Here is a 22751-nt window from a genome sequence, read left to right on the forward strand (position 1 = left end):
GGGACGACCGGCCCCCTGGCGCATACCCTACGACCTGCGGCGGCACCGTCGTATCCCCCCGCGCCTGCGGTGCGGATCACTCCGGGCACCGACCGGGCCGCGCGGCGTCAGGAGCCGGACCGGGCGGGGCGGGGCGGATGGTGCCGGATGGGCTGGGGGCAGGCCCGCGGGGGCCGGGGTGTCCAAGCCCATGCGGCCCCGGATCCGGCCGCGAGTCCGGGGCCGGATCCGTGTCCGGGCCGTGCGCCCGGCCCCCGCGGGAGGCCGCGGGGACGGGGCGGCTCGGGCGGTCAGCCCTTCTCGGTGACGCCGGCCGAGTCGAACGTCGCCACCTCGTGCATCGCCCGGGCGGCGCTCTGCACCACCGGCAGGGCCAGCAGCGCACCGGTGCCCTCGCCCAGCCGCAGATCGAGGTCGATCAGCGGCCGCAGCCCAAGCTTGGTCAGCGCCGCCCGGTGCCCGGGCTCCGCGCTGCGGTGACCGGCGATGCAGGCCGCCAGCGCCTCCGGTGCGATCGCGCGGGCGACCAGCGCCGCGGCGCCCGCGCTGACCCCGTCCAGGATCACCGGCGTGCGCAGCGAGGCGCCGCCGAGCAGCAGGCCGACGATGGCCGCGTGCTCCAGGCCGCCGACCGCGGCGAGCACGCCGATCGGGTCGGCCGGGTCGGGCTGGTGCAGCTCCAGCGCCCGGCGGACGACGTCGACCTTGCGGGCGTGCATCTCGTCGTTGATGCCGGTGCCCCGCCCTGTGACCTCGGCCGGGTCGGTGCCGGTGAAGACGGAGATCAGCGCCGCCGACACGGTGGTGTTGGCGATGCCCATCTCCCCGGTGAGCAGCGCCTTGTTCCCGGCGGCCACCAGGTCACGGGCGGTCTCGATGCCGACCTCGATGGCGCGCAGCGCGTCCTCGCGGCTCATCGCGGGCCCGACGGTGAAGTCGTCGGTGCCCGGGCGCACCTTGCGCGGCAGCAGGCCCGGCGTGCTGGGCAGCTCGCCCGCCACGCCGACGTCGATGACACACACCTCCGCGCCGACCTGGTTGGCGAAGGCGTTGCAGACCGCGCCGCCGCCCAGGAAGTTGGCCACCATCTGGCTGGTGACCTCCTGCGGCCAGGCGGTGACGCCCTGGGCGTGCACCCCGTGGTCGCCGGCGAAGATCGCCACGGCGGCGGGCTCCGGGATCGGCGGCGGGCACTTCCGGGACAGTCCGCTCAGCTGCGCGGAGATGATCTCCAGCATGCCGAGCGCGCCGGACGGCTTGGTCATGCGCTTCTGCCGCTCCCACGCCTCGCCGAGCGCCTTGGCGTCCAGCGGGCGGATGCCCCGGAGGGTCTCCTGGAGCAGGTCGTGCGGCTGCTCGCCGGGCAGCGCCCGCCGTCCGTACGTCTCCTCGTGGACGACCCACGACAGCGGACGGCGCTTGGACCAGCCGGCCTGCATCAGCTCGGGCTCGTCCGGGAACTCGTCGACGTATCCGACGCACAGATACGCCACGACCTCCAGATGCTCGGGCAGGCCCAGCTCGCGCACCATCTCGCGCTCGTCGAAGAAGCTGACCCAGCCGACGCCGAGGCCCTCGGCGCGGGCGGCGAGCCAGAGGTTCTCCACAGCCAGCGCGGAGGAGTACGGGGCCATCTGCGGCTGGGTGTGCCGGCCGAGGGTGTGCCGGCCGCCGCGCGTCGGGTCGGCGGTGACCACGATGTTGACCGGGGTGTCGAGGATGGCCTCGATCTTCAGCTGCTTGAACTGCTTGGCCCGCGCCTTGGGGAGGGACTTGGCGTATGCCTCGCGCTGACGGTTGGCCAGCTCGTGCATCGCCCGCCGGGTCTCCTCGGAGCGGATGACGACGAAGTCCCACGGCTGCGAGTGACCGACGCTGGGAGCGGTGTGCGCCGCCTCCAGCACCCGCAGCAGGACCTCGTGCGGGATGGGGTCGGCGCGGAAGCCGTTGCGGATGTCGCGGCGCTCGCGCATCACGCGGTGGACGGCCGCGCGCTCAGCCTCACCGTAGCCCTCGGCGGGCGGGCCGACCGGTGCGGCCGGCTGCGCCGGGAGGTCCTGGGGCGCCGCTGCGGCGTCCGCGCTCTCCGGAGCGGGCCGCGCCTGTGTCGGCTGCGGCTGGGCTCCCTCGACTTCCTGTGCCACGTCGGTGTCCGCTGCCGTCTCGCTGTCCTGAGCTGCCTCTTCTTGGTGGTCCGGTGCGCTGATCTCGGTGTCCTGGGTTGCCTCGGGGCTCTGCTGTGCCGGGGTGGCTTGCTCTGTCTCGGTGGCCTGCTCGGTTGCCCGGGCTTCCGGGCCCGGCTGGGCTTGCGGCTCCTGGGCCGCCGCCTCGGCGGGTGCCGGCTGGGCGGCGGGGCCGGCGTCGGCGGGTGTGCCGGCCGCGTCGGCGGGGGCGGCCTGGCCTGCGGCCTCTGCTGCCTCTGCTGCCTCTGCTGTTTCCGCTGTTTCCGCTGTTTCTGGGCCGTGCGCCTGGGCCGGAACCGGCTGCTCGGCGGCCGGAGCCGCCTCGACCACCGGCTCGGGTTCCGGCTGCGGGGCCGGACCCGGCGCGTCGGCGTCGGCCGGCCGCGGGGCAGCGGCCCCTTCGCCGGACTCGGCCCCGGCGGGGGCGGCTACCGGCTCGACGGCCGCGGGCACGACGGCTTCGGGCACCACGGTCGCGGGCACGACGGCTTCGGTCTCCGGTACGGCTTGGGGCTCCGGTACGGCCTCGGGCTCCGCGCCGGCTTCGGGCTCCGGTCCGGCGGCCGGGTCCGCGACCTCGGCCGACTCGGGTGCCACGGCCCCGGTCTGCTCCTGGGCCTGCTCCGCCGCCGCGTCCGGCGTGGTGGCCGCGTCGGCGGGCTGCTCCGCGACGAGGACCTGCTGTGCCACCGCGGGCTGCTCCTCCGCGGGCCCCTGCTGCTCGGCAAGCGGCTGCTGCCCGGTGGGGGTTCCGGGGGTCCCGTCGCCGGGCACCCCGGCCTCCGCGGTCTCCTCGACCGGCGCGGCCGGGGACTCGGCACCGGGGGCGACCGGCGCGGGCGCGTCGGGCGCCGCTCCCTGCGGGCCCTCGGCCGTCGCGGCCTCCTCGGCGCGCGGAGACGGGTCGGCGGCGGTGTGTATTGAATCGTCGGACCGCACGGGCGCAGGGGCGGCCTGCACGTCTGCCTGCTCGGCGTTGACGGCGGCGGGCGTGTCGGTGTCGACCTGCGCCGCGGCGGCATCCGGTTGCGCGGGTGCCACGGGCTGGGCGGCGTCGGCCTGCGCCGGAACCTGACCCGGGATCTGAGCCGGCGCCTGGGACGGGGCCGTGGCATCGGGCCGGGTCGGCGTGTCCGCCTGCGCGGCGGCGTCGGGCTGCCGCACCTGGCCGTCCGCCTGCGCGGCGGTGTCCGGCTGGACCGCGGCCTCCGTCTGTGCCGCGTCGCCTCCCGCCGCCGAGTCGTCGGCCTGCGCGGTGACACCCGGCTGCACGGTGACAACCGGCTGCACGGCGCTGCCGGGCTCTGCCGGGCCGTCGGCCGGGGACGGGCTCTCGGCCGTCGGCTCGCCGCCGGCCGCCGGGACGCTCTCCGCGCCTTCCGGGGTGGCCGGGGCGGCGTCGGGTACCGCGCCCGTACCCTCCGCGGACGGCTGTCCGACCGGGGTCTCGGCGGGCAGTTCGGCCGGAAGCGCGCCCGGCTGCTCCGGCATGCCCTGACCGGTCACCGCCGGCTGCGTCGCCTGAGGGGCGTCGGCCTGGGAGGGGACGGGCAGCGGCTGCGCGGACGGCTCCGCGTCGGCGGGCTCCGGCGCCTGCGGTCCGGGCACCGGTCCAGCGGTCGGGAGAGTCGGCTCGTCGGTGGCCTGTGCGGGTACGAACGCGACCGCCACGCCGTGCGGTTCGCCCGGCGGGCCGGGCTGGGCTGCCTGCGGCGGGACGTACGGACCGTCGGCTGCCGCGGGGCCGGGCAGCGAGGCTCCGGCGTGGGGCTGCTGGCCGGGCACGACCGACGCCCCGACCCCGACCGGGGTCTGGTCCGGCGCGCCCCACTCCATGCCCTCCTGCGGTGCGGCGGCGGCCGTGTCCGGCGGCAGGTCACCGGCAGGCACCGGGGCGGCCGGGACCTCACCGGGCAGCGGCTGTTCCTCGGCGACCGGCAGCCCCTCCCCCGTGGCAGCGTGCTCGGCGGCCGTCGCGGCGGCGTCCGTGCCAACCACCGGGGCGGCGGGCTCGCTCTGCGCCGGGTCGGCGGGCTGGGGGTCGAGACCGGGGGCCTGCCCCTGGGGGGCAACGGCCTGCTGCGGCTGGTCCGTCCAGGGCTCGCCCTGCGGGGGGAGCTCACCCGGCCGCGGACCGGGCAGCGGCTCGGCGGACTGCTCGGGCGGCGCGTCGAGGTACACGACCTCCCCCGACGGCGGGCCCTGCTGGGGGAAGGGGGCGGACTGGGTCATGGCGGGCGGAGCGGCGGCCGGGCCGCGGTCGGCGAGCGAGCGCACCACGGAGCCGGTGGGCGGATCCGGCACCGGCGGTCCCATGTGCAGCGGGCGGCGGGCCGGGCCGGCGGCAGCGGTCACCGGGCCCTGCTGCGGAGCGGCGGCCTGTGGGATCGAGGGGTCCGGGTACCCGGCCACGCCGGTGTCGTAGGCGGTGTCATAAGCGGTGTCATGGGCGGCGACGGACGGGTACGCGCCGGGCGCGGCGCTGCCGTCGGGCATACCGGGAACGGGGACGGGGACGCTCTCCGCGGGCTGCTGGTACTGCGGCTGGTGTTCGCTCCAGGCGCCCTGGGCGCCCGGCATCAGGAGCAGGTCGTCGTCGTAGCCGCCGGTGTCGTGCGCTCCGTCGGCGTGCTGCCCCGGGTGCGCTGCCTGGGCGTGCTGCGGATCGAGGTAGGTGTACGCGGAGTGCGGCGGAAGTCCGGGTTGTCCGCCTGCGTTCTCCGGCAGTCCCTCGTCCGGGACCTGGCCGGTGTCGGTCATGCGTTCCCCTCGCCCATCGCTAGTGCTCCTTCCAACCCGCCTACAGCAAGAACGAGCGTGCGCGGTGCGCGGCACGTTGCACGTCCCCGGCCCTGCCGTACCGCGGCCCGCCAAGAAGAGGGCGCATTCCGGCCATTGGCGTACAAAGTGCCGAACGCCGGGCGGCGGTACAGTCGGTACAACGATCCGCCAGCCTACCTGGCGCCCGGCTCGGGCAGGTCACGGGTGGGGCCTGTGACCACACAAAAGGAACCTGACGGCGCGCTCGCGCTCGGTCCATTGGCGGGTGTCCAGCTCCACCGACTGCAGCAGGACGCATTCGACGCCGTAACCCGCCTCGTGCAGCACCGCGCCGATGGCCTCGGCCCCGTCGCGGGTCGCGGCGTGCGTCACGATGCGCTCGGGTCGGCGGGCGGCGCAGGCGGCCACGGTCTCCGGTCCTCCGGCGGCGACGCGGACCACGTCCGGCTCGGGGAGGTCCTCCAGCACCTGCGGGGCGAGGCCGTGGACGACCTGGAGCTGGACGCCGAAGCGCCTGGCCAGGGCGGCGACCCGGCCGCAGGTGTCGGCGTCCCGGTCGACGGCGATGACCGCCGCGCCGAATCCGGCCGCCTCGACGGCGGCGGCCCCGCTGCCCGCGCCGATGTCCCAGACCAGGTCGCCCACCCGCGGCCCGAGGCGCGCGAGTTGCGCGGCGCGCAGCTGCGGGGACTCGTCCTCGCCCAGCACGGTGGCGTAGGCGGGGGCGGGCAGTGCCCAGCCGCGCAGGGCCGGCGGGTAACCAAGGTCACGTCCGGCGATCCAGCCGCCCTGGGCGTCGGTCCGGGAGTGGCCACGGCCGGGTGCGGGCGCCGGCCGGATGCCGCTGCCGCCGATGACGAGGACGACGTTCGGGTCGCGCCAGGTGTGGTCGGCGACCTTCTCGGAGGTGAGCACGGTCACCTCCTCCTGCTCGGTGCCGAGCGCCTCGCAGATGACGAAGGTGCGGTGGACGCCCTGGAGGAGCAGGGCGAGTTCGGCGGGGCCGGCGCCGGGTGAGGTGAGTACGGCGACCTTGGTGTGGGCGCGGCAGACGTTGACGGCGCGCCGCAGATCGCGGCTGTGGGCGACGACGACCTGGGCGTCGTCCCAGGGCATCCCGGCCCGGGCGAAGGCGGCGGCGACGGAGGAGACGGCGGGCACCACCTCGACCTCCAGGCCGTACTCGGGTGCGCGCAGGGTGCGTACGACGCCGAAGAAGCCGGGGTCGCCGTCTGCGAGGACCACGGCCGAGCCGCGGTGCTGGGCGATGCGGCGGGCGGCGAGGTCGACGCTGCCGAGCCGGATCCGCTCGGCGGCGGGCGGGATTTCGGGCAGCGCGAGATGGTGGGCGGCGCCGGCCACCAGGGTGGCGGCGGCGACGGCGGAGCGAGCCGCGTCCGTCAGCGGGGAGCCGTCCCAACCGATCACCGTGACCCGGTCGGCCATCGTCGTGTTCTCTCCCGGTCTTCTTCGCAGGTCGATCGCGGCGCATGGGCTCGCGGTGTGGGGCTGGCCCGAGCGTACCCCGGCGGCGTCGGACCGGCGGAGGCGGTCGCCTCAGCTCCACTCCGGATAGGCGGCGTAGCCGGAGCCGTCGGTGAGCTCCACCATCGCGCCTTCCAGGTCCTCCGGCAGCAGGCTCCAGACGATGAGGTCGGTGCGGATGTCCGTCCAGCCGCCGTCCTCGGTCTGGGTCCGGGCTATCCAGGCGTTGCGCAGCACGCCCTCGCTGATGCAGCCGATCTTCTGGGCGACCTGCTGGGCGGCGGTGTTGTCGGCGGGTGTGCGCAGTTCCATCCGCTCGAACTTCTGGTCGCCGAAGAGCCACCCGGCGACGGCGAGGACGGATTCCGAGGCGTAGCCCTCGCCGCGGGCCCAGGGGGCGGTGACGTAGGAGATCTCGCTGGAGCGGCAGCGCCAGTCGGTGTGGCTCAACTGGGCGATGCCGACCAGCCGCTGGGTGAGGAACTCGGTGACGGCGAAGACGATGCCCTGGCCCCCGGTGCGTATCGCGGGCGCGATCCGGGTGATCCAGGTGTGCGCGTCGGCGGTGGTGTACGGGTGCGGGACGGCGGTCCAGGCGGTCACGAGTTCGTCGTTCATCATGTCCGTCAGCTCGGGGGCGTCGGTGACGGTGAACGGGCGCAGCACCAGCCGGTCCGTGTTGATGGAGATGTCCGGGAAGGTGGATGTCATATGTCGCTCCGTAACCAGGGCCGAGAGGCCGTACGCGGGCCGGGGGCCATCGGGAGAGCCCAGCATGCAGTATCGGCCCGGTGACGTGCAGCAGGGATACCCATGACGCAGGGCTCCCGTCCGCTTCGACGGGAGCCCTGCGCCTGCGGGAACCGGCTCAGAAGGTGGCGATCACGGAGCCGTCGTAGGTGTCCGCGATGAACTTCTTCACCTTGGGCGAAGTCAGCAGCTTGGCGAGCTTCTTGACGTCCGGGTCGTTCTCGTGGCCCTTCTTGACGGCCAGCAGGTTGGTGTTCGGGTTGTCCTTGGGGGACTCCAGGAGCAGCGCCTGCTCGGCGGGCTTGAGGTCGGCCTCGATGGCGTAGTTGCCGTTGATGACGGCGGCGTCCACGTCCTCCAGGGAGCGCGGCAGCTGGGCGGCCTTCAGCTCCTTGAACTTCAGGCCCTTGGGGTTCTTCTCGATGTCCTTGGTGGTGGCGTTGGAGCCGGCGTCCTTCTTGAGGGTGATGATCTTGTTGGCGTCGAGCAGCCTGAGCGCACGGGCCTCGTTCACCGCGTCGCTGGGCACCGCGATGGTGGCGCCCTGCTGAAGGTCGTCGGCCTTCTTCAGGTCGTTGGAGTAGAGCCCGAGGGGCTCCAGGTGGATGGAGACCACCGAGACGATGTGGGTGCCGTTCTCCTTGTTGAAGTCGTCCAGGTACGGCTGGGTCTGGAAGTAGTTGGCGTCCACCGAGCCGTCTTCGAGCGCCGTGTTCGGCGTGACGTAGTCGGTGAACTCCTTGACCTTCAGGTCGAGGCCGGCGTCCTTGGCCAGGTTGTCCTTGACGTAGTTCAGGATCTCCGCGTGCGGGACCGGGCTCGCGGCGACGACGAACGCGTCGTCGTCGGTGTCCCCGCCGCAGGCGGTGAGCCCGAGGGTGAGGGCTCCGACAGCGAGGGCGACAGCGGTGATTTTGGCAGAGTTACGCACGAAAAGTGCCTTTCTTCCTGGGTGTACGGGCCCGCCGCGGGTGCCCGAGGACAGTCCGCGTGGAGTTCGGGTTCGGGGGGTTGGGCCGTGGGGGGTGCGAGGGGGGTTGCGGGGGCCGGGGGCCGGGGGCCGGGAGTCCCGGCCGGCCGGGTCAGGAGGACTTGGAGGCGGCGCGGCCGCGATGGGAGAGCAGCCGGGCGGCGAGGTCGCCCGCCAGCTGGATCAGGGAGATCACGACGGCGAGGATGCCGACGGTGATCCACATCAGGTCGGTCTCGAAGCGCTCGTATCCATAGCGGACGGCGAGGTCGCCGAGACCGCCCGCGCCGACCGTGCCGGCCATGGCCGAGTAGCCGATGAGCGCCACGATGGTGGTGGTGGCACCGGCGATCAGCGAGGGCAGCGCCTCGGGCAGCAGGACCTTGCGGACCACGGTCCAGGTGCTGCCGCCCATCGACTGGACGGCCTCGACCAGCCCGTGGTCGACCTCCCGGACGGAGGTCTCCACCAGCCGCGCGAAGAACGGGATGGCGCCGATGGCCAGCGGGACGATCGCGGCGTCCGGGCCGATCGTGGTGCCCACCACCCACCGGGTGAAGGACATCAAGGCGACCATCAGAATGATGAACGGCATCGAGCGGGCGATGTTCACGACCTGCCCGAGGACCTTGTTCACCAGGGTGTTCTGCAGCAGCCCGCCGCGGTCGGTGACGACCAGCAGCACACCGAGCGGCAGGCCGCCGAGGATGGCGATCAGGGCCGACCAGCCGACCATGTAGAAGGTCTCATCGGACGCCTGCTCCAGCAGGGGCTGCATCTCCGACCAGGTCACTTGGCACCTTCCTTGACCTTGAGCGCGGCGGTGTCGGCGAGCGGCGCGGCGTCGGCCGGCGCCGGGTGGGCGACGTCGGCCACGTCGACCTGGAGCCCCTGCTCGCGCAGGAAGCCGATGGGGACGACGTTCTCCTCGAAGCGGCCGGGCAGTTCGATGCGCATCCGGCCGACCTGCCGGCCCGCCACGGTGTCCATCGCGGCACCCAGGATCGAGATGTCGATGTTGTAGGTGCGGGCCAGCTCGGAGATGACCGGACGGGTGGCGGCCTCGCCGTGGAAGGTGACGTCGATGACGGTGCGGTCCGGGCCGGAAGGCTCGCCTCCGACCGGGAACAGCGCCCGCGCCAGCTCCGCCCCCGGGGTGGCGAGGAGTTCGGCGACCGTGCCGGACTCCACGATCCGGCCGCCGCGCATCAGCGCGGCCGAGTCGCAGATCGTCTTGACCACGTCCATCTCATGGGTGATCAGCAGCACGGTGAGGCCCAGCTGCTGGTTCAGGTCGCGCAGCAGCTGGAGGATCGAGCGGGTGGTCTCCGGGTCCAGGGCGCTGGTGGCCTCGTCCGAGAGCAGCACCTTGGGGTCACCGGCCAGCGCCCGGGCGATGCCCACGCGCTGCTTCTGGCCGCCGGACAGCTGGGCGGGGTAGGCCCTCGCCTTGTCGGAGAGGCCGACCAGGTCCAGCAGTTCCAGCGCCTTGCGCGAGCGCTCCTTGCCGGAGACGCCGAGGATCTCCAGCGGCAGCTCGATGTTTCCCTGCACGGTGCGCGCGGAGAGCAGGTTGAAGTGCTGGAAGACCATGCCGATGCGGCTGCGGGCCTGGCGCAGCGCCTTGCCGGCGCGCGGGCCGCGGCCGGCCAGCGCGGTGAGGTCCTGGCCGTCCACGGTGACCGTGCCGGAGCTGGGGCGCTCCAGCAGGTTGACGCAGCGGATGAGGGTGGACTTGCCGGCGCCGCTCTGGCCGAGGACGCCGTACACCTCTCCCTCGCGGACGTGCAGATCGACACCGTCGAGGGCGGTGACCTCGCGGCCTCGTGAGCGGTAGACCTTGGTGAGGCCCGTTGTGGTGATCACAGGGTTTCCGTCACTGTCGAGTGCGCGGCGGGGGTTGCCGCCGGGCACGGGGCATTCATTGCGGAACGCGGCATGTCAGGGCCCGCCGGCGGCGCGATGCGCGGTTGCGGGTTCTGGTGACGCGGTGCGGGTCAGTCCCCTCGGCCGGAGGCCGGAGCTGCCCGGGGCGGTGACGACGGGGACGTCATCGAGGCCGGCGGGGCTTGAGCTTCCTCGCCCGGATCCGGGCTCAGGGAGGGGAGATCTCGCTTCGGGGCGCGAGGCGCAGGCAGGGGCCCTCAGCAGTCACACATTCGACACATACAGCGAGCACCGGGCGTCGTGATCGCCTCGGTCGCAAAGGTGCGGGTGCTCGTCGTGGTCATGCGGGCAAGTAAAGCAGACAAGATGATGAAGCCATCAACCATGTCCGAATAGCGGACAGAGTCGGTCAGCATGTGGGCACGACGCCACCGGTACACGCCTCTGAGCAGCACGGATGCCCGCTCGGCCGCGCGCTCAGTCGCGCGCGGTGACCTCCAGCGTGTCCCCCGTGACCCGCACCGACACCGAGGACAGGTCCCGCACCACGGCATCGGCGTCCAGTTCCTCGCGGGCTCCGGTGGTGGCCAGGCCCACCGTCCGCATCCCCGCGGCGCGCCCCGCCCGGAGCCCGGCCGGGGCGTCCTCGAAGACCACACAGCGGGCCGGGTCCACCCCCAGCTGCCGCGCCGCCAGCAGATAGGGCTCCGGGTCGGGCTTGCCCCGGGTCACGTCGTCGGCGCTGACCAGCACCTTCGGCTGGATCCCGACCTCGGCCAGGCGTGCCTCGGCCAGCTGGCGGTTGGCGGAGGTGACCACCGCCCAGCGGTGGGCGGGCAGCGCGGCCGTCAGCTCGGCGGTGCCCGGCAGCAGGGTCACGCCGCCGGGGACGTCGTCGAGCTCCAGCTCGTCGATCCGCGCCCGGGCACCGGCCACCCGCTGCCGGGGCAGCAGATCGGCGATGACGGCGGCCGCCGGGCGGCCGTGCAGCTCGACGCGTGCGAAATCCTCGCGGGGGATGCCGTACTCACGGGACCAGCGGGTCCAGCAGCGGACCACCGATTCCATCGAGGAGACCAGCGTCCCGTCGTTGTCGAACAGCAGGGCATCGGCAGAGATCCTCAACGAAAGTCTCCCCTCGCGGAATCGACAGGCTGGGAGACCGCCACCCTACGCGTGGGCGCGGGGGCGGGCGCAACACCTTGTGCCGCGCGGATTAGCATCTCCCCCATGCCTGTCAAGCCCTGTCTGTGCCGCCATGCGACGCGGAGGTCCCGGTGATCGACGCAGTAACGGTCGCGCTCGGTGTGACCGCCCTCGCGCTGGCCGCGTGGTGCGGCTTCGCCGCGTACCGCGACGAGCCGACCAAGGACTGGCATCTGATCGGCATGGCCGTGGTGTCGGTGATCGGACTTGTCCAGCTGGTGATCGGAATCGTCCAGCTGACCCGCGGGGCCCACCCCGACCAGGGCACCGCGATCTTCATCGCGTATCTGATCGGCTCCGCCCTCGCCGTGCCGATCGGGGCCTTCATGTCCCTGGCGGAGCGCACCCGCTGGGGGTCGGCGACAGCCGCGGCCGCCGCCGTGGTGCTGGCCGTCCTGGAAGTGCGGCTGTTCGACATCTGGGGAGGCACCGGTGGCTGAGTCGGCGACGCGCAGGACGACGGCCCAGGGGTCCGGGCTCGGTCAGGGCCCCGGCCGGCTGCTGGTGATGTTGTACGGGGTGTTCACCGTCGCCGCGGCGTCCCGGTCCATCTACCAGCTGATCGCCCAGTACGAGGACGCCCCGCTGGCGTACATCCTCTCGGCGGTCTCCGCCGCGGTCTACGCCTTCATCACCCTCTCGCTGGTCCGCGGCGGCGAAGGAGCCCGCAAGGCGGCCCTGGTCTGCTGCGCCGCCGAGCTGCTCGGGGTCCTCACGGTGGGCACCTGGACGCTGGCCGACCGGTCCGCCTTCCCCGACGAGACGGTGTGGTCGGACTACGGTATGGGCTATCTGTTCATCCCGATCTTCCTGCCGGTGACCGGCCTGCTCTGGCTGCGCCGGGCCCGCGCCGAAGCCCGGACCGACCCCGCGGACTGAGACCGCCTCGCGGGACCGCCTCACGGGAAGCTTCGCGAGCTGAGACCGTCCCGCGGGCCGCGCGCATGCCGACGCCCGCCGGACACCGAGGCCGGCGGGCGCGGATGGGTTGAGCCGGAGCCCGGCTCAGGAGCCGGCGATCAGCACCGAGGCGCTCACCGGCTTCTCCAGCAGCACCAGGCTCAGCCGGCGGTTGATCTCCTCGGTGCCGATCGGGGCGTAGCCGTAGCGGCGGTACAGCCGCAGGTTGCCCTCGCTGCGGTGTCCGGTGAACAGCCGGTAGCGGGAGGCCGCCCGCTCCTGCGCCAGCCGCTCCTCGATGGCCGCCAGCAGCCGGCCGCCGAGACCGTGCCGCTGCATCCGCGGGTGGACGATGAGCTTGGCGATGGAGGCGGTGCCGTCGTCGTCGACGACGCCGCGGACCGAACCGACGACCTCCGTGCCGAGCCGGGCGACCAGCACGCAGCCTTCGCCCAGTTCGGTGCGGAGGTCCTCCAGGGACTGCGTCAGCGGCTCGATGGAGTAGTCGCCGTACAGTTCGGCTTCCCGCTGGTAGCAGAGGTACTGCAGCTTGAGGATCTGCTCGGCGTCGAGGTCGGTCGCCGCAGAGATGGTCACGCTCATGCCCATGGTGTGCATGCCTCCCCATGTTCTCGGTCCGCCCGGCCGGCGAGGGGTGCGGTCCGCGGGGAGCGGTCCCCGGTTCCTGGTACCCGGCAGGGTCGTATGGCTCTCACCGGAGGCGTCGTGAGGGTGTACGCCGACTCCGAGGCGCCGATTGTCACCTCCGCTCCTTTCCCCGGAGTTCAGGAGTCGCAACCTCCGCCGTGAGCATTCTGCGCAGGCAACCCAGACATCGGGAACGTACCGGGCCAAGGCTGCCCTGTGACATTCCCAACTCACGTGCGATCTCCCGGTAGGTCGGATCGGACCGGGACAGCAGCGCGGCCAGCAGACCGGGGCAGCGGCCCGGCAGCCGCGTCACCGCGGCATGCAGCGCCCGGCCGGTCTCGGCGTCCAGCGCCCGCCGCTCGGCGCAGGACTCGGGGCCGCTGGCCGGCCCGCCGCCCACCGGGTCGTACGGCACCTCCCGGCGCGCGCGGCGCCGGGCCCCGCGCGCCTCCGCCCGGACGGCGCCGCGCAGCCAGCGGGCCGGCTGCGGCGGCGGACCGGCGTTGCGGGTGTGCTCCAGCAGGCGTAACCACACGCTCTGTTCGAGGTCGGCCGGGTCGATTCCGGCGCCGTGCGCCTCGGCCTGCGCCTCGGCGGAGAGCAGTGGGCCCAGTTCCTCCAGAAGATCCATACCCGGCGGGACGTGGCCCTGCCGGGCACGGTTTCCGGCACGGCCACGCCTCACCCGTCCGGGGGCGGGCGATGCACCCGATTGACGCACTTCGGGCCGGGGCGCCCCGGTCTCAGGGCGCCCCGGACCATGGGGCGCGCCTTGCGGACCGGGGCGCCGTGGCGTCAGGACTTCTTCAGGAAGGCGTCCCGCGCCAGCAGTGCGGTGTCCGGGTTGTCGGAGAAGATGCCGTCGATGCCCGCCTCGAAGTACTTCTTCAGGGCGCCGAGAGCGTCTCCGTACGCGGCCGGGTCGGTGCCGCGCCGGAAGTCCGCCGGCAGGAAGGTGTTCTCGTTGCGGAGGGTGTACGGGTGGACGAGCAGCCCCTGGGCGTGCGCGTCGCGGACGAGGCCGGTGGGCTCGCCGAGCTTGCCCTGCTCGTCCTGGGCGATGACCTGCGGCAGCCAGGGGCCGATGCCCTGGGCGAAGCCGGCGATCCACTTCAGGCCCTCGGGCTTCAGCAGGTCGGCGGTGGTCCGCGGGTCGCCGGCCTCCACGAAGTCCCAGGGCTTGACGGACGGCTCGTCGAGCAGCACGACCTTGGGGCACCGCAGGCCCAGCTTGCCGAGCCGCTGGATGCTGCTGGGCTCGAAGGACTGCAGGAAGTTCGGGGAGCTGGCCTTGTCCCGGCCGTACCGGCGCAGCAGCTTGGCGACCCGCTCCTCCAGGCCCAGCCCCAGCTTGCGGAAGTAGGTGGGGTGCTTGGTCTCGATGTGCAGCCACACGCGGCGGCCCCGCTTGCGGCCCTCACGCTCGGCCCACTGGAGCACCTCCTCGAAGGTGGGCACCTCCCAGACCCCGTTGTAGAGGGTGTTGCGCTGGCGGGTGCCGGGGATGCGCTCCTTGGCGCGCAGCGTCTTCAGCTCCGCAAGGGTGAAGTCCTCGGTGAACCACCCGGTCAGCGCATGCCCGTCGACCGTCTTGGTGGTCTTGCGCCCGGCGAACTCGGGACGGTCGGCGACATCGGTGGTGGCCGTGATGTCGTTCTCGTGACGGCAGACCAGGTGCCCGTCCTTGGTCGGCACCACGTCCTGCTCGATGACATCGGCGCCCATGTCGAGCGCGAGCTGGTAGGAGCCGAGCGTGTGCTCGGGCCGGTAACCGCAGGCGCCGCGGTGGCCGATGACGGTCGGCACCGGCAGGTCGCGGGGCGCACCGGTGCCGGTGCGCTGCCCGGCCGTGGCGCCGCCTGCCGCGCCCAGTACCACCGCGCCCGCTCCGAGGGCCGCGGCCGCCCCCAGAAGGGTGCGCCGACCGGGCTGCTGCTCCTGCTGCATGAACACTCCTCGCATGATGTTGCTGATAGGCCCAGATGCCGATGCAATGATCGGCGTCGCGTCCGTGACCTGCCGGAAGACCCGCCGATCGTATGCGCGTTCGGCGTACTGGCGGGAGTCCTGGGGCCGAACGCGGAGGAAATCCGGTGCAACACCACGTGTCAGGTGTGTAAACCCGGTGTGCGGTCGGGCGGTACCCGCGAGTATCGTCCTCACCTGCGCTGGTGCGCGGTGCGCGGGATGCCCGTCCACCGGCCGCGCAGCGAAGACGACCACGACCGGAGGACCCGTTGTCCCGCATCTTCCTCAAGGCGACACTCGGAGTGCTGTTGCGCGTCCTGTTCCGCCCTCGCGTCGAAGGGGCGGAGCACATTCCGGCCGACGGCCCGGTGATCCTCGCCGGCAACCACGTCACCTTCATCGACTCGATCTTCCTGACGCTCGTCGTGAAGCGGCCGGTGTTCTTCATCGGCAAGGACGACTACGTCACCGGCAAGGGCGTCAAGGGCCGCCTGATGGCCTGGTTCTTCACCTCCGTCGGCATGATCCCGGTGGACCGGGACGGTGGCCACGGCGGTGTCGCCGCGCTGATGACCGGCCGCCGGGTGCTGGAAGAGGGCAAGGTCTTCGGGATCTACCCGGAGGGCACCCGCTCCCCCGACGGCCGGCTGTACCGGGGCCGTACCGGGATCGCCCGGCTGACCCTGATGACCGGCGCGCCGGTGGTGCCGTTCGCCATGCTCGGCACCGACAAGGTGCAGCCCGGCGGGCGGGGCCTGCCGCGCATCGCGCCGGTCACCGTCCGGTTCGGTGAGCCGCTGGACTTCACCCGGTACGAGGGGATGGACCGCGACCGCTATGTGCTGCGGGCGGTGACCGACGAGGTCATGAGCGAGGTCATGGAGCTCTCCGGCCAGGAGTACGTGGACGTGTACGCCACCAAGGCGCGGACGCAGAAGGCCGCCTGACCCGCTCCACCCAGACAACAGGCGTGGCCCGGCCCGCGGTGTGTTCCACCCGCGGTTCGGCCACGCCTGTGGCTTGTCGCCGCCTGTCGTTTCCTGTCGCCTGTGGCTGTCGTCGCCATGTGGCTTGTCGTTCTCCGGTGGCCCGCGGTCGGGCGCGGGCCACCGGAGGACGGATCACAGGGCCAGGCAGCGGGGCTGGAAGCCCGGATCTGCCGGGCCCGGGCGGCTGAGGGCGTTCAGCACCCACTGCGCGACCACCGGGTCCTTCGGGGACTGGTCGTGCATGAAGGGGTCGAGCGGGCAGCGGTCCTGGAGCGTGACGTTGGTGACGTACTCCGCGGGGCCGTTGAGGTGGGCGCTGGTGTACGGGATCACGACCTCGTCGTAGCGGGTGGCGATGACCGTGTAGTCGGGGCCGGCCGGCGTCTCGCTGCCGGAGTTGAGCCGCTTCATCAGGTCGGAGTCGGGGCGCTGGTCGAGGCAGGACGGGCAGAAGGTCCAGCCGGCCGGCAGGGCGAGCGGGTTCTTCGTGCCGTGGTTGGACGGGACGATGCCCACCAGGTCGTCGACCTTGTCCGCCCCACCCAGGAATTTCACGTAATAGCGGGGCATCATGCCGCCCTGGCTGTGCCCGACGAGGTCGACCTTCTCGGCCCCGGTCGCGGCGCGCACCGCCTCGACGAAGTCGCGCAGCTCGGCCGCCGCGTCCGGTATCGGGTCGGTTTCCAGGTGGCCGTAGTTGAAGGCGAAGACGCAGTAGCCGGCGTTCCGCAGCCGCGGCGAGAGCGTGAGCCAGTTCTCCCACATGTGCTTGAACGTGCCGTTGACCAGCACGACCGGCTGCGGGTGGGCGGAGTCGGTCTTACAGGACCAGTTGTTGGCGCCGGGCGGCGGAAGGTCCGTGCCCGAGGCGGCTGCCGGGGTCACTAAGGCGGTCAGGGCCAGGGTGGCCGCGGCGGCGGTGGCGAGAAGCGAACGAACCATCACGCGAAGACGCATGGATCCCCCTCCATCGTTGGCGAATGCTGATCGCCGGTCGACATTGTCGACCGGCGATCAGATATTTCCGGAGGGTTAACGGAGCGTCAATGAGTGCTGCGTCACTTCCGTACCTGTTACTGCTGGTTACCTGCGATGTGTCACTCTTCGTGCGCGCTGTCCGCCAGCTTCTGGCCCCGCAGCAGGAACCACGCGGCGACCGCGGCCACCAGCAGGACGGCCGCGCCCACCGCCGCGGCGCTCCGGAGCCCCTCGACGAACGCCTCCCGGGCGGAGGCGAGCAGCTCCGCCGCGGCGTCGCCGGGCAGGGCGGCGGCCGTCTCCACGGCGCCGCCGAGGGAGTCGTGCGCCTCGGCCGACGCCGCGGTGGACAGCCCCTCAGGGGCGGTGAAGTCGCGGTAGACCCCGGTCACGATGGAGCCGAGCACCGCGATGCCGAGTGCCGCGCCCAGTTCGTACGCCGTCTCCGAGACCGCCGAGGCCGAACCGGCCTGCTCCTTGGGCACGCTGGAGAGGATGACGTCCGCGGTGACGGTGAAGGAGAAGCCCGCGCCCACACCGACGACCAGCAGCGCGGCGCCCAGCAGCGGATAGCCGGTGCCGGGCTCCAGGGCGACCAGCGCGGCGAGCGCGAGGCCGACGGCCGCCAGTCCGCCGGAGACCACGGCCCGCACCGAGAAGCGGCGGGCCACTGATCCCGCGACCAGTCCGGCCGTCACCGCCCCGATGGCGGCGGGCAGTTCGGCCAGCCCGGCCTCCAGCGGGTCGCGGCCCTGCACCAGTTGCAGGAACTGGGAGAGGAAGAAGATCAGCCCGGCCAGGCCGAGGATGGTGAGCAGATCCGCCAGGATGGCGCCGGAGAAGCCGCGGTGCCGGAAGAGCCGCATGTCCAGCAGCGGCACGGGGAGGGTGAGCTGCCGCCGTACGAACCACAGCAGGGCGCCGAGGCCGATCGCGGCCGCGGCGGCCACGTCCCAGCGCATCCCGTACGCCGCCATCTCCTTGACCGCGTAGACCACGGCGACCACGCCGATCAGCGACAGGGCCACGCTGATCAGGTCCCAGGGGCCGGGCGCGGGGTCGCGTGACTCGGGCAGCAGCCGGATGCCGACCAGCACCAGGACCGCCATCACCGGCAGGTTGATCAGGAAGACCGAGCCCCACCAGAAGTGCTCCAGCAGGAAGCCGCCGACCACCGGTCCGACGGCCGCGCCGGCCGAGGCCGTGGCTCCCCAGATGCCGACGGCGAGGCTGCGCTCGCGGGGGTCGTGGAAGAGATTGCGGATCAGCGCGAGGGTGGCGGGCATCAGGGTCGCTCCCGCCACGCCGAGCAGCGCCCGCGCCACGATCATCATCTCGGGGCTGGTGGCGTAGGCGTTGAGCACGGAGACCGCGCCGAACGCGACCGAGCCGCACAGCAGCAGGCGCTTGCGCCCGATGCGGTCGCCGAGGCTGCCCATGGAGACCAGCAGTCCGGCGATGACGAAGGAGTAGACGTCGCCGATCCACAGCAGCTGGGTGCTGGAGGGCCGCAGGTCCTCGCTGAGGTAGGGGGTCGCCAGGCCGAGCACGGTCGCGTCGACGGCGACCAGCAGGACGGCGAGGACGAGCACGGCGAGGGCCAGCCAGCGCCCGCGCCGCAGCTCGGTTGCCGTTTCCGGTGTGAAGGTCTTGGCCGTCATCGGGCCGCACCTCGCCGGGCTCCGCCGAGCAGCAGCTCGACGACCATGTAGTCCATCTCCTTGGCCGCCAGCCGCCCGTCCTGGACGGCCCAGGCGGCCGCGGCGATCAGCCCGTACAACGCCTCGGTCAGCCAGGCCGGGGTCAGATCGATGCGGATGGCCCCTTCCTCCTGCCCGCGGCGGAAGAGTGCGGCCACTCGGGCGTCGAGCCGGGCCCAGCCCGCGTTGATGTCCTCGCCCTCGAAGAGCTGGTTCTCGGTGTAGAGGAAGGCGAGGAATCCGGAGACCGGACGCACTGCGGCGATCATGCGCCGCAGTGCGTCGATGGTGTCGCCTTCCTCCAGCCCGGCGGCGTCCAGCGCGGCCTCGAGCTGCTCGATCCCGAGGTCTTCCAGGGCCCGGATGAGCGCGTCACGCCCGGCGAACTGCCGGTGGAGCGTGGCACGGCTGATCCCGGCGGCCCTGGCGATCTCGTCCATGGACGCGGTCGATTTCCGGGTGAGCAGGGCGGCGGCTTCGCGGAGCACATGGGCACGGTCGACGGTCATGAGACGACTATAGCCCGCCTGAGACATCCATGTCTCAATCTGTACGATGCCGCCGCAGGCGCGTGTCCTGGCCTGCTACCCGCTCGCCGCAGCTCAGCGCTGAGCGTCGGCCCAGTTGCGCTGGATGACCAGATCCGACTTGACCTCGGCGAGCTGGATGGCGACGGCGGAGGGGGCGGTGCCGCCGCGGCCACTGCGTGCCGCCAGGGCGCCGGGGACGTTGAGGACGCTGCGGACCTCTGGGGTCAGGTGCGGAGAGATCTTCGCGAACTGGTCATCGGTGAGCTGGTCCAGCTCGATGCCCTGCTCCTCGCACTCCTTGACGCACTCCCCCGCGACCTCGTGGGCGACCCGGAAGGGCACACCCTGCTTGACCAGCCACTCGGCGATGTCGGTGGCGAGCGAGAAACCGGCGGGGGCCAGCTCCTCCATGCGCTCGCGGTTGACGGTGAGCGTCGCCATCATGCCGGTGAAGGCCGGGAGGAGGATCTCCAGCTGGTCACAGGAGTCGAAGACCGGCTCCTTGTCTTCCTGAAGGTCCCGGTTGTACGCGAGCGGTAGGGCCTTGAGGGTGGCCAGCAGGCCGGTGAGGTTGCCGATCAGCCGGCCGGACTTGCCGCGCGCGAGCTCGGCGATGTCCGGGTTCTTCTTCTGCGGCATGATCGAGGAACCGGTGGAGAAGGCGTCATGCAGGGTGACGAAGGAGAACTCCTTGGTGTTCCAGATGATGACCTCCTCGGCGATCCGGGAGAGGTCGACGCCGATCATGGCGGTGATGAACGCGAATTCGGCGACGAAGTCGCGCGCGGCCGTGCCGTCGATGGAGTTCGCCGCGGAGCCGCGCTCGAAGCCGAGGTCCCGGGCCACCGCCTCCGGGTCCAGCCCGAGCGAGGAACCGGCCAGCGCGCCGGAGCCATAGGGCGAGACGGCGGTCCGCTCGTCCCACTGCCGCAGCCGCTCGGCGTTCCGGGACAGCGCCTGGACGTGGGCGAGCACATGGTGGGCGAAGAGCACCGGCTGGGCGTGCTGGAGGTGCGTCCGACCGGGCATGGCCACGTCGGGGTGGGCTTCGGCCAGGCCGACCAGCGCGTCCTGGAGATCGGTGAGGAGTCCGCCGATGATCCGGGCGTGGTCCCGCAGATACATGCGGAAAAGGGTGGCCACCTGGTCGTTCCGGGAGCGGCCGGCGCGCAGCTTACCGCCGAGGTCGGGGCCGAGCCGCTCCAGCAGGCCGCGCTCCAGGGCGGTGTGCACGTCCTCGTCGGCGATGGTGCCGACGAAGCTGCCGGAGGCGACATCGGCTTCGAGCTGGTCGAGTCCGGCGATCATGCGGTCGAGCTCGTCGGCGGTGAGCAGCCCCGCGGTGTGCAGCACGCGCGCGTGGGCGCGGGATCCGGCGATGTCGTACGGCGCGAGCCGCCAGTCGAAGTGGACGGAGGCCGACAGCTTGGCCAGGGCCTCCGCGGGCCCGTCGGCGAACCGACCGCCCCAGAGCCGGACGTCTTTGTTCTCGTTGCTGCTCACGCGCGGTGCTCCTGCAGTGGGTACGGATTCGTCGCCGGGTGTGGGCCGGTGGCCGCCGCGCTTGCCTACCCCACGCCATCGCGCGGGCTACCCAAGCGCGGCGGGTTGCCGCTACGCCAGATCCCGCTTCGCGGCGATCTTGGAGGACATGCCGAAGATCTCGATGAACCCCTTCGACAGCGACTGGTCGAAGGTGTCGCCGGTGTCGTAGGTGGCCAGGTTGAAGTCGTAGAGCGAGGCGTCGGACTTCCGGCCGGTGACGACGGCGCGGCCGCCGTGCAGGGTCATGCGGATGTCGCCGGTGACGTGCTGGTTGGCCTCGTTGATGAAGCCGTCCAGCGCCCGCTTGAGCGGGGAGAACCACAGACCGTCGTAGACCAGCTCGCCCCAGCGCTGCTCGACCTGGCGCTTGTACCGGGCCAGCTCCCGCTCGACCGTGACGTTCTCCAGCTCCTGGTGGGCGGTGATCAGCGCGATGGCGCCGGGCGCCTCGTAGACCTCGCGGGACTTGATGCCCACCAGCCGGTCCTCGACCATGTCGATCCGGCCGATGCCCTGGGCACCGGCGCGCTCGTTGAGCTGCTGGATGGCCTGGAGCACGGTGACGGGCTTGCCGTCGATGGCGACCGGAACACCTTCCTTGAAGGTGATGACGACCTCGTCGGGGTCACGCAGAGTCGCCGGGTTCTCGGTGTACTCGTAGATGTCCTCGATGGGGGCGTTCCAGATGTCCTCCAGGAAGCCGGTCTCCACGGCCCGTCCGAAGACGTTCTGGTCGATGGAGTACGGGGACTTCTTGGTGGTCGCGATCGGGAGGTCCTTCGCCTCGCAGAAGGCGATGGCCTTGTCGCGCGTCATGGCGTAGTCACGGACCGGAGCGATGCACTTGAGATCCGGGGCGAGGGAGGAGATACCTGCCTCGAACCGCACCTGGTCGTTGCCCTTGCCGGTGCAGCCGTGGGCGACGGTCGTGGCGCCGTGCTTCCTGGCGGCGGCGACGAGGTGCTTGACGATCGTCGGACGGGAGAGGGCGGAAACCAGCGGGTACCGGTCCATATAGAGGGCGTTGGCCTTGATCGCCGGGAGGCAGTACTCGTCGGCGAACTCGTCCTTGGCATCCGCGACCTCGGCCTCGACGGCACCGCAGGCCAGGGCGCGCTTGCGGATGACGTCCAGGTCCTCGCCGCCCTGGCCGACGTCCACGGCAACGGCGATGACCTCGGCGCCGGTCTCCTCGGCGATCCAGCCGATGGCGACGGAGGTGTCCAGTCCGCCCGAGTAGGCGAGTACGACGCGCTCGGTCACGGGTTTCTCCTTACAGTCCATGCGCTGATGGGTATAAGTATGCACTCCACCGTATGTTTCGTCAACGAGACCCGCGCGGACGCGCCCGACCGCCGCCGCGCACCACCTCCGCCAGCACTCCGGCGTGCCCGTGATCGGGATCCTTGGTCGCGGTCAGCAGGGTCAGCGGGCCGGCCACGGCACGCTCCCTCAGCCGCCCCACCGCGGCGCACCCCGCCGGATCGGCCAGCTCGGCGCGGTAGCGCTCGGCGAAGGCCGTGAACTTCTCCGGGGCGTGCCCGAACCATCGGCGCAGCTCGGCGGAGGGGGCGGCATCCTTAGCCCACTCGTCCAGACGCGCATCACTCTTCGCCAGACCGCGTGGCCACAGTCGGTCGACCAGCACCCGCGCGCCGTCGTCCGGCTCGGGCGGGTCGTAGACGCGGCGGACGCGGATTCCGTCGCCCTCGGCCATATCTCCATGGAAGCACCGCCCCTTCAGGGAAGCGCCACTCCGCGCGCCCGACCGGAACGCCCTGCGCCGCACAGGAAAGCGACACCTCTCCAAAACCGACAAAAGGTTTATCCTGGAAGGAGTCGCGGCCCGCCCGAGAAGCGGACGGACCTGGGTAGTTGAGTGCTTTAATACCGCCCAGTCGGGTGTCAGGACCGCATGGCGGCTCGCCAGGTGTCTCCTCCTCAGATGGACGGTCACTCACGCTGACGCCGTGTCCGCCCGCGGCCGCGACGGCGCACGACGCGGATGGACGGAGGTGAAACCGGATGCGCGCGTACGAACGTCCCACGCTGACCGCGGTCGGCTCTTTCACCAAGGTGACGGGGCTGTTCTTCTTCCTGGTCAAGAGGACGGGGCCGCCGGACATTCTGGGCCGGCACCGCCTGATCGGCTGACACACCGATCGGCTGACGCACTGACCGCAGAGTGAACGAAACCCAGCTGAACCGGACCGATGACGGCCGGGATC

General features: G+C 72.3%; 20 protein-coding genes. 4 read left to right on the forward strand and 16 right to left on the reverse strand.

The annotated features are described in order from the left end of the window. Positions 1 to 290: 290 nt before the first annotated feature. The 7 genes from cobT to AC4BDD_RS04595 all read right to left on the reverse strand — a co-directional run bounded on the left by cobT (position 291) and on the right by AC4BDD_RS04595 (position 11181). Positions 291 to 4943, reverse strand: coding sequence for a nicotinate-nucleotide--dimethylbenzimidazole phosphoribosyltransferase (gene cobT, locus AC4BDD_RS04565; protein ID WP_490689665.1), 4653 nt, complete (start codon positions 4941 to 4943; stop codon positions 291 to 293). 219 nt (positions 4944 to 5162) lie between these two features. Further along, positions 5163 to 6410, reverse strand: a complete 1248-nt coding sequence (cbiE, locus tag AC4BDD_RS04570; RefSeq protein ID WP_490689666.1) for a precorrin-6y C5,15-methyltransferase (decarboxylating) subunit CbiE — start codon at positions 6408 to 6410, stop codon at positions 5163 to 5165. Positions 6411 to 6521: 111 nt separating this feature from the next. Further along, positions 6522 to 7160, reverse strand: a complete 639-nt coding sequence (locus AC4BDD_RS04575) for a GNAT family N-acetyltransferase (RefSeq protein ID WP_490689667.1) — start codon at positions 7158 to 7160, stop codon at positions 6522 to 6524. A 157-nt stretch (positions 7161 to 7317) separates the two neighbouring features. Continuing rightward, positions 7318 to 8130, reverse strand: a complete 813-nt coding sequence (locus tag AC4BDD_RS04580; protein ID WP_490689668.1) for a MetQ/NlpA family ABC transporter substrate-binding protein — start codon at positions 8128 to 8130, stop codon at positions 7318 to 7320. Positions 8131 to 8281: 151 nt separating this feature from the next. Then, a complete protein-coding gene (locus tag AC4BDD_RS04585) occupies positions 8282 to 8962 on the reverse strand; it encodes a methionine ABC transporter permease (RefSeq protein WP_490689669.1) in 681 nt (226 codons plus the stop codon). Continuing rightward, on the reverse strand, positions 8959 to 10035 hold the full coding sequence (locus AC4BDD_RS04590) for a methionine ABC transporter ATP-binding protein (protein ID WP_490689670.1): 1077 nt from the start codon (positions 10033 to 10035) through the stop codon (positions 8959 to 8961). Before AC4BDD_RS04590 ends, AC4BDD_RS04585 begins: the two co-directional genes overlap by 4 nt. A 498-nt stretch (positions 10036 to 10533) precedes the next feature. Next, positions 10534 to 11181 carry an HAD family hydrolase gene (locus tag AC4BDD_RS04595; protein ID WP_490689671.1) on the reverse strand — a complete coding sequence of 216 codons (648 nt, stop codon included), beginning with the start codon at positions 11179 to 11181 and terminating at the stop codon, positions 10534 to 10536. Between the two features lie 152 nt (positions 11182 to 11333). Between AC4BDD_RS04595 and AC4BDD_RS04600 the strand changes: the two genes are divergently transcribed. Next, positions 11334 to 11702 carry a hypothetical protein gene (locus tag AC4BDD_RS04600; RefSeq protein WP_490689672.1) on the forward strand — a complete coding sequence of 123 codons (369 nt, stop codon included), beginning with the start codon at positions 11334 to 11336 and terminating at the stop codon, positions 11700 to 11702. Beyond that, a complete protein-coding gene (locus tag AC4BDD_RS04605; RefSeq protein WP_490689673.1) occupies positions 11695 to 12141 on the forward strand; it encodes a hypothetical protein in 447 nt (148 codons plus the stop codon). The genes AC4BDD_RS04600 and AC4BDD_RS04605 overlap by 8 nt, the downstream gene beginning before the upstream one ends. 126 nt (positions 12142 to 12267) lie before the next feature. On the opposite strand, the gene AC4BDD_RS04610 is transcribed toward AC4BDD_RS04605, so the two are convergent. The 3 genes from AC4BDD_RS04610 to AC4BDD_RS04620 form a co-directional block, all read right to left on the reverse strand. Continuing rightward, entirely contained in the window at positions 12268 to 12771 is a 504-nt protein-coding gene (locus AC4BDD_RS04610; protein ID WP_490691657.1) for a GNAT family N-acetyltransferase, read from the reverse strand. Between the two features lie 151 nt (positions 12772 to 12922). After that, positions 12923 to 13444: a sigma-70 RNA polymerase sigma factor region 4 domain-containing protein gene (locus AC4BDD_RS04615; RefSeq protein ID WP_490689674.1), complete on the reverse strand. Its 522-nt coding sequence runs from the start codon at positions 13442 to 13444 to the stop codon at positions 12923 to 12925. Positions 13445 to 13608: 164 nt separating this feature from the next. Beyond that, entirely contained in the window at positions 13609 to 14760 is a 1152-nt protein-coding gene (locus AC4BDD_RS04620) for a glycerophosphodiester phosphodiesterase (RefSeq protein WP_490689675.1), read from the reverse strand. Positions 14761 to 15050: 290 nt separating this feature from the next. Here AC4BDD_RS04620 and AC4BDD_RS04625 point away from each other — a divergent pair, with 290 nt between their 5' ends. After that, complete coding sequence (locus tag AC4BDD_RS04625; RefSeq protein ID WP_490689676.1) at positions 15051 to 15728, forward strand: lysophospholipid acyltransferase family protein; 678 nt, start codon at positions 15051 to 15053, stop codon at positions 15726 to 15728. Between the two features lie 174 nt (positions 15729 to 15902). Here AC4BDD_RS04625 and AC4BDD_RS04630 read toward each other — a convergent pair whose 3' ends face one another. The 6 genes from AC4BDD_RS04630 to AC4BDD_RS04655 form a co-directional block, all read right to left on the reverse strand. Beyond that, positions 15903 to 16727, reverse strand: a complete 825-nt coding sequence (locus tag AC4BDD_RS04630; protein ID WP_490689677.1) for an alpha/beta fold hydrolase — start codon at positions 16725 to 16727, stop codon at positions 15903 to 15905. 140 nt (positions 16728 to 16867) lie between these two features. Further along, positions 16868 to 18409 (reverse strand): MFS transporter, encoded by a 1542-nt coding sequence (locus tag AC4BDD_RS04635; RefSeq protein ID WP_490689678.1) that lies wholly within the window; start codon positions 18407 to 18409, stop codon positions 16868 to 16870. After that, entirely contained in the window at positions 18406 to 18957 is a 552-nt protein-coding gene (locus tag AC4BDD_RS04640; RefSeq protein ID WP_490689679.1) for a TetR/AcrR family transcriptional regulator, read from the reverse strand. Before AC4BDD_RS04640 ends, AC4BDD_RS04635 begins: the two co-directional genes overlap by 4 nt. Positions 18958 to 19050: 93 nt before the next feature. Next, positions 19051 to 20481: an argininosuccinate lyase gene (argH, locus tag AC4BDD_RS04645; RefSeq protein ID WP_490689680.1), complete on the reverse strand. Its 1431-nt coding sequence runs from the start codon at positions 20479 to 20481 to the stop codon at positions 19051 to 19053. A gap of 111 nt (positions 20482 to 20592) precedes the next feature. After that, complete coding sequence (locus AC4BDD_RS04650; protein ID WP_490689681.1) at positions 20593 to 21786, reverse strand: argininosuccinate synthase; 1194 nt, start codon at positions 21784 to 21786, stop codon at positions 20593 to 20595. Positions 21787 to 21847: 61 nt separating this feature from the next. Beyond that, a complete protein-coding gene (locus tag AC4BDD_RS04655) occupies positions 21848 to 22240 on the reverse strand; it encodes a DUF488 domain-containing protein (protein ID WP_490689682.1) in 393 nt (130 codons plus the stop codon). Positions 22241 to 22548: 308 nt separating this feature from the next. On the opposite strand from AC4BDD_RS04655, the gene AC4BDD_RS04660 reads away from it, so the two are divergent. Beyond that, entirely contained in the window at positions 22549 to 22677 is a 129-nt protein-coding gene (locus AC4BDD_RS04660; RefSeq protein ID WP_490689683.1) for a keywimysin-related RiPP, read from the forward strand. Positions 22678 to 22751 lie beyond the last annotated feature (74 nt).

The sequence above is a fragment of the Streptomyces sp. JLBT605 genome (genome assembly GCF_058215555.1).